Source organism: Streptomyces radiopugnans, from assembly GCF_900110735.1.
Classification (GTDB): Bacteria; Actinomycetota; Actinomycetes; order Streptomycetales; family Streptomycetaceae; genus Streptomyces; species Streptomyces radiopugnans.
The window spans coordinates 1-1,169 of sequence record NZ_FOET01000038.1 but is presented as its reverse complement, the minus strand read 5'-3'; the positions used below and the strand labels follow the sequence as shown (position 1 = coordinate 1,169).

1 protein-coding gene is annotated in these 1,169 nt (G+C 71.1%); it reads right to left on the bottom strand.

The window, feature by feature from the left end; translation table 11 throughout:
* Nucleotides 1-1,169, bottom strand: a 1,169-nt coding sequence (locus tag BMY40_RS27340; RefSeq protein ID WP_177214160.1) for a homocysteine S-methyltransferase family protein, incomplete at both ends; no start/stop codon positions are given.

Below are 1,169 nucleotides of genomic sequence, written 5' to 3'. Positions count from 1 at the left end.
TTCACACTGTTGATCACCGCCCGGCCGCCCAGCTTCTCCAACCCGGCGGCGATCACGGCCGGCTCGGTGGAATCCAAAACGATCGGCAGCGTGGAGGCCGTCGCCAGCCGCCCGGCCAGCTCGGCCATGTCCGCCACCCCGTCCCGCCCCACATAGTCCACGCACACATCCAGCAGATGCGCGCCCTCACGGATCTGCTCCCGCGCGATCTCCACACAGTCCTCCCACCGCCCCTGAAGCATCGCGGTGCGGAACCTCTTCGACCCGTTGGCGTTGGTCCGCTCCCCGATCGCCAGATAGGCGGTGTCCTGGCGGAACGGCACCGCCTGGTACAACGACGCCGCCCCCGGCTCCGGCCGCACCTCCCGCCCGGCCGGCACCAGGCCCCGCACCCGCTCCACCACCTGCCGCAGATGCTCCGGCGTCGTCCCGCAACACCCCCCCACCAACGACAACCCGTACTCGCGAACAAACCCCTCCTGCGCATCCGCCAACTCGCCCGCGGTCAGCGGATAGCGCGCACCGTCCGCGGTCAGCTCCGGCAGACCCGCGTTCGGCATGCACAACAGCGGGATGCGGGAGTGGCGCGCGAGGTAGCGCAGGTGCTCGCTCATCTCGGCCGGACCGGTGGCGCAGTTCAGGCCGATCATGTCGATGCCCAGCGGCTCCAGCGCACACAGCGCGGCCCCGATCTCACTGCCCAGCAGCATCGTGCCGGTCGTCTCCACCGTCACCGAGCAGATCACCGGCAGATCCACGCCCAGCGCCTCCAGCGCCCGCCGCGCCCCCAGCACCGCCGCCTTGGTCTGCAGCAGATCCTGAGTGGTCTCCACCAGCAGCGCGTCCGCCCCACCCACCACCAGACCCTCGGCATTGGCCTGGTAGGCGTCCCGCAGCGTGCGGTACTCGACATGGCCCAGCGTGGGCAGCTTGGTGCCCGGCCCCATCGACCCCAGCACCCACCTCTGGCGCCCGTCCCTCCCGGTGAAGGAGTCCGCCACCTCCCGCGCGATCCGCGCCCCGGCCTCGGACAGCTCCCCCACCCGGCCGGCGATGTCGTACTCCGCCAGCGCCGCGAAGTTCGCACCGAAGGTGTTGGTCTCCACACAGTCCACCCCCACCGCGAAATACGCCTCGTGCACCGAGGCCACGATGTCCGGGCGGGTGAC